We start from the raw sequence: 6,072 nt of genomic DNA, 5'->3' as shown, positions 1-6,072 counted from the left end.
GCGACATGTGGAGCTGAGTGATACTAATCGGTCGAGGCCTTGTTCTAGCAGATGCTTGTTGATGACTTCAGTTTTGAGGGCGCGAGCCTGATCGTCTGGTGACGATAGCCAAGTGGTCACACCCGTTCCCATGCCGAACACGGAAGTTAAGCACTTGAACGCCGAAAGTAGTTGGGGGCTTCCCCCTGTGAGGATAGGACGTTGCCAGGCACTTGACCGATCTGCAGATTGCAGGTCGGTTTTTTGTTGTGGAAAAGGAAAAACTGACCGAATGACAGCCAGTTTTAAAATACGACATCTATATTAAATTCAAGATGTTGTTTCGATAAGACGAGGGATGACGTGTTTTAACAGCGCAGCGGCTCTTGCTTCAAGTAGTTCTGGTAGTTGATCGAGTGGAAAATAACGAAGATCTAGGCTTTCTCCATCTGTCATTTGTAATGTACCTGATATTCCTTTTGCTTGAAAGAGATGAATCACACTATAGGTTTGATCGCCATTTGGATAACGGAAGAAGTAATCAGGACCCGAGAAGACGTCTAGCAGCTGAACGCTGCGTGCTTGAAGTCCGGTTTCTTCCTGTAATTCACGCATCGCGACTTCTTCAAGTGTCTCACCTGGTTCCATCGAACCACCGGGAAGTCCCCAACTGTGGGTATCCGAACGATATTGAAATAGCAGTTCATGTTGTGGATTTATGACGAGTACGGTCGCACCCACGCTGATCAACGGTCGGTTGTCTACGATTTTTCGTAAATCTAATAAGTATCCCATCTGCTCACTCCTTTCGTATCAGTATAGAAGAATATTCATTATGACAGTTAGTAAAAAGAAATAAGGCAAAAAGACTTGCCAATTTAAAAGACACATGTTATATTAATATCTGTCGAAACGTTATATCATCGCGGGGTGGAGCAGTCTGGTAGCTCGTTGGGCTCATAACCCAAAGGTCGTCGGTTCAAATCCGGCCCCCGCAACCAATTTTTAAATAATTAAATCCGAAACGTTTATCGTCGCGGGGTGGAGCAGTCTGGTAGCTCGTTGGGCTCATAACCCAAAGGTCGTCGGTTCAAATCCGGCCCCCGCAACCAATTTTAAACTTAACTTCAACTTTACTACGAAACGTTCAGCGTTTCGTATTTTTTTTTGCCTTTTTCGTCCGGTACAATAGAGAAGGACGAACAGTACGTATTAAGGAGGAGACATCGTATGATAGAACTGGAAATGAACAGCTTGGAAGAAACGACTGCCTTGGCTCTTGAACTTGGACGACGTGCTGAAGCAGGGATGGTCATTACGCTCGATGGAGATTTAGGTGCTGGGAAAACGACCTTTACGCAAAGCTTTGCGAAAGGGTTAGGTGTGACGCGTCACGTCAACAGCCCTACCTTTACGATCATGAAAGTCTATACGGGACGTCTTCCTCTTTATCATATGGATGTTTATCGCCTGGAAGGTTCCGGTGATGATATCGGACTTGAAGAATATTTGAATGGTGAAGGCGTCGCCGTCGTCGAGTGGTCTGAGTTAATTGCGGACAGTCTTCCACCTGAACGGTTGGCAATCACGATTACGCGAACAGGTGATGATAGTCGACGTTTTGAGCTGACGCCGATCGGAGAACGATACATTACATTATGTGAGGGATTGAAATCATGAAAATCGTAGCCATTGATACATCGACGAAACAATTATCAGTCGCTCTTTCAGACGGGAAACAGATTGTAGCAGAAGCTTCTTACGTCACGTCTTTGAATCATGCGACGAAACTCATGCCGTTGCTTGAGCGCTTGATGGTGGAAGCAAAATGGACGCCGGCTCAACTGACACGCATTGTCGTTGCTGACGGTCCTGGTTCTTATACGGGATTACGGATTGGAGCGACGACAGCGAAGACGCTTGCCTATACACTCGGTATCGAGCTCGTTGCTATCTCGACACTTGAACTGATGGCAGCTTCGACTGGTCATACAGGACGCGTTGCGGCGATTCAAGATGCGCGGCGTGGAGCAGGGTTTGTCGGAGTGTACGACGCCGGGAAACGAATTGGTGAAGAACAGCATGTCGAGATTGCGTCCTTTGTAAAGACGTTAATGCCAGATACGCTCGTCACAGGAGACGTCGAGGCGTTCGAAGAGATTCTTCAGCCCTTCGAAAAGGTGGCTCCTGCTTTCCGGACGCCACGTGCCGGCGTACTCGCTTTACTCGGTGCAACGCGTCAGACGGTCGAAGCGCATGCGTTTGAGCCACGTTACCTGCGCCTGGCTGAAGCAGAAGCGAAATGGATCGAGGCACAGCGTCATGAGTAAGGGCATTCGTCGCATGACCGTACAGGATGCTGCAGGTGTTCATGCGGTCGAACTCGAATCATTTGCGACACCGTGGACGCTAGATGCCTTCGAAGCGGAAATGACACAAAATCCGAATGCCTATTATGTCGTTGCCGATCAAGATGGTATCGTTGGGTTTGCTGGTCTGTGGCATATTGCGGATGAAGGACATATTACGAATATTGCCGTCAAGCAGTCGCATCGCGGACAAGGGCTCGGGGAAGATCTGCTAACGGCATTGATCGCCGTCGGTCGTGCGCTTGATTTGCGGGCGATGACGCTCGAAGTACGTGTCTCGAACACACCAGCGCGGACTTTATATGAAAAACTTGGATTCCAGTATGTTGGTGTCCGAAAACGATATTATCAAGATAACAATGAAGATGCTGCCATCTACTGGCTGGAGCTGGAGGGAGAAGACCTATGACACAACCATTGATTCTAGCAATCGAATCGAGTTGCGACGAAACGGCAGCTGCCGTCGTCCATGGAGGAACCGACGTCTTATCGAACGTCGTCTCGTCTCAAATCGAAAGTCATAAACGATTCGGTGGCGTCGTGCCTGAAGTGGCTTCACGGCATCACGTCGAACGAATCACATACGTCATTGATGACGCCTTGACGGAAGCGAACGTCACGATCGACGATATTGATGCGATCGCCGTCACGGAAGGACCTGGACTTGTCGGAGCATTACTCGTTGGTGTCAGCGCAGCGAAGGCACTCGCCTTTGCGCACAATAAACCATTGATCGGTGTTCATCATATCGCAGGTCATATCTATGCGAATCGTCTCGTGCAAGAGCTTGAGTTCCCGCTCGTCTGTTTGATTGCATCAGGTGGGCACACGGAACTGATCTACATGCCAGAAGACGGTGTATATGAAGTCATTGGTGAAACACGGGATGATGCCGCGGGGGAAGCCTATGATAAAGTTGCTCGAACGTTGCAGTTACCGTATCCGGGTGGTCCACGGATCGATCAATTGGCACAGACTGGTCAGGATACGTTCCATTTTCCACGCGTCTGGCTTGAGAAGGACTCGTACGACTTTAGCTTCAGCGGTTTGAAGTCAGCGGTCATCAATGCCGTGCATAACGCCGAACAACGGGGAGAAACGATCATTCCGGAAGATTTAGCTGCAAGTTTCCAAGCGAGCGTCGTCGAGGTACTCGTGACAAAGGCGGTTCGTGCCGTGAAGGATAAAGGGGGACGTCAATTGCTACTTGCTGGTGGCGTCGCTGCTAACAAAGGATTACGCCAAGGTCTCGAAGCGGCGTGTGCGAAGGAAGGAATCGATCTCGTCATTCCGCCGATGCACCTGTGTGGAGACAATGCAGCGATGATCGGAGCGGCTGCAATTCATCCATATCGCGCGTTACGCTATTCGACACTTGCCATGAACGCAGAACCTGGGCTAGATTTAAAGTAAGGAATCCGAACAACTTGGGGGAAATGGAATGAAAAAAGTCATCATCGCATTGTTAGCGGTACTGGTCATCGTCGCGATCGGACTTCAGGTCCGAGAAATCGTCAACGCATACCAAGTCGCCTATAAGGAAGAACTCGTACCCGATAAAAAAGCGGTCGAGACGAATACGAAACAACGTCCACTTTACGAAATCGGACGAGCAGAAGGGGAAAAGACCCGGATTCAAAAGTTATATGCTTTTGATCAGACAATCAATGGTAAGCTCAGTAACGTCGTCATCGTCGATCGGAAGTATGGTTTAACGAACAAGGCGAGTGATGATTATTTCATTATTGCTTCCGGAACACCGGTGACGGATCAAGAAAAGAAGTCATTCGAACCAATGATTCAAAAGATGGATGCAGAACAAGTCCAAGCCGAGGTCATCTCAAAGCATGAGGTGACGGCTGTCGAGAACAATAAAAAACGGACGTTGACGTTATTTAAGGTCTTCTATAAGGATACGGATCAAAACGAATACCTCTTCTTCATCGAAAAAGAAGGCGGTCTGAAACTCGATCTATTTAAGAAGGGTTACTCACGTTTGTCTAATTACTAAATCCATGAAAACAGCGGATTCCTAAATAGGAGTCCGCTGTTGTTCGTTCATTGCCATTCAGTGATACCCGTCAAGTCATCATAGATACGATCGGGATCGAGATTCAATTCCTCGACCGGAAGTCCATTTCGATTGATCCATGCCGTTTTGAAGCCGAAACTCTTCGCCCCGGTGATGTCCCAACCGTTCGAGGACATGAAGAGGATCTCCTCGCGTTTTAGACCGAGCGTGTTTAAGGCATGCATATAGGATGCAGGTGCTGGCTTATACTGTTTGATATCATCGACACTGACGAGATGTTCGAACCGATCGGCTAAGCCTGACTGCTCAATGAGCGGATCGAGCATATCATGGGAACCATTCGAGAAGACGACCAGACGCTTGTCCGCCATCGTCTCGAGAACGGAGCTGACTTCAGGATATACATCAAGCGTCAGGTACGTCTCCATTAAGGTCGTGATTTGTTCCTCGGTCACATGGAGCTTCAGTTCGAGTAACGTATAGCGGAGAGCATCTTGTGTCACTTGGCTGAACGGCACATACTGTCCGTTCAATTGTCGGAGGAAAGAGTACTCCAGTTGTTTCTCCCGCCAGCGTTTGCTGATCGCTTCTCCGTGATCCGGATAAAGCGCTTCGGCTTGTTCTTTGACGGAATGGACATCGAATAATGTACCGTAGACGTCAAAGATGAGTGCTTGAATCGTCATAAAACATTCATCTCACTTTCATAGAGTCTGCTTTAACGATTCCCTTACAGTACGGATTCAAACGACACTCAAGAATGAACCTGTTGTAAAAAGCGATGAAACGTTTGCGCGAATGCACGACAAGCGGCTTGTTTCTCCGGGGTATTCGGATCAAACTCAATCTTCAAGCCATCCGTGACGAGGGTCGCCCTAGCTTCTTTTAATGCGTCTTCAATCAAATCAACGGCTGCGCAGTACTTCGGATAATCAAGATCCCCCGAACCAAAAGCAGCCGCCGGTATCCCGTCTAAGGATTGTTCCCTTAGCTCCTCAACGAAGTCTTCTGCTTCATACGGTAAATCACCGTCTCCCCATGTATATGAGCCGAGTAATAGACCATCAAAACGTGATAAGTCCTCCCCGACGAATTGATCTAGTTCCGTGATCGTCACGTTGACACCGTGTTGCTCGAGTTCATGTTGAATGAGCGAGACGATATCTTCCGTATTACCGGACATGCTGACGAATCCAATCGCGATATGCATGCATCTTCCTCCTTTCACTGTACTTCTCTACTTTAATTGATAATGATTATCAATGTCAAAGGACATATAAAAAAGCACCTTCCGAAGAAGATGCTTTTCTATACATTAGTCTTGTAGTTCGGCCCATTCCTCAATGGAACGAATGACCGGTTCGAGTTGGCGCCCTTTGTCGGTCAAACTGTATTGAATCTTAATCGGACGATCGGGAATGACAGTCCGGATGACGATGCCTTCCGCTTCGAGCTCCTTCATACGTTCCGTGAGCATACGACCTGATAATTCGGGAATGGCATCTTGAATCTCATTGAAACGACATGTCTTCGTCAACAAGTGACGTAAGATCAGACCCGTCCATTTCTTACCTAAGATTTCAAAGGCATGTTCGACTTTGGGACAAAGAGCCGGTTGGATTGCGACTTCTTCCATCAGCACTCATCCTTTCTATAGTTGTAGTATACCCGCTTCTGCTAAAAAAATCGAAT

At 47.9% G+C, this 6,072-nt stretch carries 9 protein-coding genes, 2 tRNA genes and 1 rRNA gene; 8 read left to right on the top strand and 4 right to left on the bottom strand.

The features are described from left to right. Window positions 1-94 precede the first annotated feature (94 nt). Window positions 95-210: ribosomal RNA gene (rrf, locus tag KNQ12_RS07630) — 5S ribosomal RNA — on the top strand. A gap of 99 nt (window positions 211-309) precedes the next feature. On the opposite strand, the gene KNQ12_RS07625 is transcribed toward rrf, so the two are convergent. Beyond that, window positions 310-774 (bottom strand): NUDIX hydrolase, encoded by a 465-nt coding sequence (locus KNQ12_RS07625; protein ID WP_214747233.1) that lies wholly within the window; start codon window positions 772-774, stop codon window positions 310-312. Between the two features lie 129 nt (window positions 775-903). On the opposite strand from KNQ12_RS07625, the gene KNQ12_RS07620 reads away from it, so the two are divergent. The 7 genes from KNQ12_RS07620 to KNQ12_RS07590 all read left to right on the top strand — a co-directional run bounded on the left by KNQ12_RS07620 (window position 904) and on the right by KNQ12_RS07590 (window position 4,359). Then, window positions 904-980: transfer RNA gene (locus KNQ12_RS07620), tRNA-Met, on the top strand. 34 nt (window positions 981-1,014) lie between these two features. Then, window positions 1,015-1,091: transfer RNA gene (locus KNQ12_RS07615), tRNA-Met, on the top strand. Window positions 1,092-1,209: 118 nt separating this feature from the next. Continuing rightward, the gene (tsaE, locus tag KNQ12_RS07610) at window positions 1,210-1,659 is read left to right on the top strand and encodes a tRNA (adenosine(37)-N6)-threonylcarbamoyltransferase complex ATPase subunit type 1 TsaE (RefSeq protein WP_023469616.1); all 450 of its coding nucleotides are present in this window, start codon (window positions 1,210-1,212) and stop codon (window positions 1,657-1,659) included. Further along, entirely contained in the window at window positions 1,656-2,309 is a 654-nt protein-coding gene (tsaB, locus tag KNQ12_RS07605; protein ID WP_023469615.1) for a tRNA (adenosine(37)-N6)-threonylcarbamoyltransferase complex dimerization subunit type 1 TsaB, read from the top strand. Before tsaE ends, tsaB begins: the two co-directional genes overlap by 4 nt. After that, entirely contained in the window at window positions 2,302-2,757 is a 456-nt protein-coding gene (rimI, locus tag KNQ12_RS07600) for a ribosomal protein S18-alanine N-acetyltransferase (protein ID WP_023469614.1), read from the top strand. The genes tsaB and rimI overlap by 8 nt, the downstream gene beginning before the upstream one ends. Further along, a complete protein-coding gene (gene tsaD, locus KNQ12_RS07595; protein WP_214747231.1) occupies window positions 2,754-3,761 on the top strand; it encodes a tRNA (adenosine(37)-N6)-threonylcarbamoyltransferase complex transferase subunit TsaD in 1,008 nt (335 codons plus the stop codon). The genes rimI and tsaD overlap by 4 nt, the downstream gene beginning before the upstream one ends. Before the next feature lie 28 nt (window positions 3,762-3,789). Then, on the top strand, window positions 3,790-4,359 hold the full coding sequence (locus KNQ12_RS07590; RefSeq protein ID WP_214747227.1) for a hypothetical protein: 570 nt from the start codon (window positions 3,790-3,792) through the stop codon (window positions 4,357-4,359). A gap of 47 nt (window positions 4,360-4,406) precedes the next feature. On the opposite strand, the gene KNQ12_RS07585 is transcribed toward KNQ12_RS07590, so the two are convergent. The 3 genes from KNQ12_RS07585 to KNQ12_RS07575 form a co-directional block, all read right to left on the bottom strand. Continuing rightward, a complete protein-coding gene (locus KNQ12_RS07585) occupies window positions 4,407-5,066 on the bottom strand; it encodes a haloacid dehalogenase type II (RefSeq protein ID WP_214747224.1) in 660 nt (219 codons plus the stop codon). A gap of 68 nt (window positions 5,067-5,134) precedes the next feature. Next, complete coding sequence (locus tag KNQ12_RS07580; RefSeq protein ID WP_214747221.1) at window positions 5,135-5,590, bottom strand: flavodoxin; 456 nt, start codon at window positions 5,588-5,590, stop codon at window positions 5,135-5,137. Window positions 5,591-5,695: 105 nt separating this feature from the next. Beyond that, window positions 5,696-6,016, bottom strand: a complete 321-nt coding sequence (locus KNQ12_RS07575; protein ID WP_023469609.1) for a winged helix-turn-helix transcriptional regulator — start codon at window positions 6,014-6,016, stop codon at window positions 5,696-5,698. Window positions 6,017-6,072: the final 56 nt, after the last annotated feature.

Source organism: Exiguobacterium sp. s11 (assembly GCF_018619015.1).
GTDB classification, from domain to species: domain Bacteria; phylum Bacillota; class Bacilli; order Exiguobacteriales; family Exiguobacteriaceae; genus Exiguobacterium_A; species Exiguobacterium_A indicum.
The sequence above is the reverse complement of the archived record's forward strand: the minus strand, read 5'-3'. Positions and strand labels throughout refer to the sequence as shown.

Excerpts from the sequence above, each read along its gene's own strand:
- KNQ12_RS07585 (WP_214747224.1), bottom strand. The coding sequence starts at position 5,066 with ATGACGATTCAAGCACTCATCTTTGACGTCTACGGTACATTATTCGAT.
- KNQ12_RS07580 (WP_214747221.1), bottom strand. The coding sequence starts at position 5,590 with ATGCATATCGCGATTGGATTCGTCAGCATGTCCGGTAATACGGAAGAT.
- tsaE (WP_023469616.1), top strand. The coding sequence starts at position 1,210 with ATGATAGAACTGGAAATGAACAGCTTGGAAGAAACGACTGCCTTGGCT.
- tsaB (WP_023469615.1), top strand. The coding sequence starts at position 1,656 with ATGAAAATCGTAGCCATTGATACATCGACGAAACAATTATCAGTCGCT.
- rimI (WP_023469614.1), top strand. The coding sequence starts at position 2,302 with ATGAGTAAGGGCATTCGTCGCATGACCGTACAGGATGCTGCAGGTGTT.
- tsaD (WP_214747231.1), top strand. The coding sequence starts at position 2,754 with ATGACACAACCATTGATTCTAGCAATCGAATCGAGTTGCGACGAAACG.
- KNQ12_RS07575 (WP_023469609.1), bottom strand. The coding sequence starts at position 6,016 with ATGGAAGAAGTCGCAATCCAACCGGCTCTTTGTCCCAAAGTCGAACAT.
- KNQ12_RS07625 (WP_214747233.1), bottom strand. The coding sequence starts at position 774 with ATGGGATACTTATTAGATTTACGAAAAATCGTAGACAACCGACCGTTG.
- KNQ12_RS07590 (WP_214747227.1), top strand. The coding sequence starts at position 3,790 with ATGAAAAAAGTCATCATCGCATTGTTAGCGGTACTGGTCATCGTCGCG.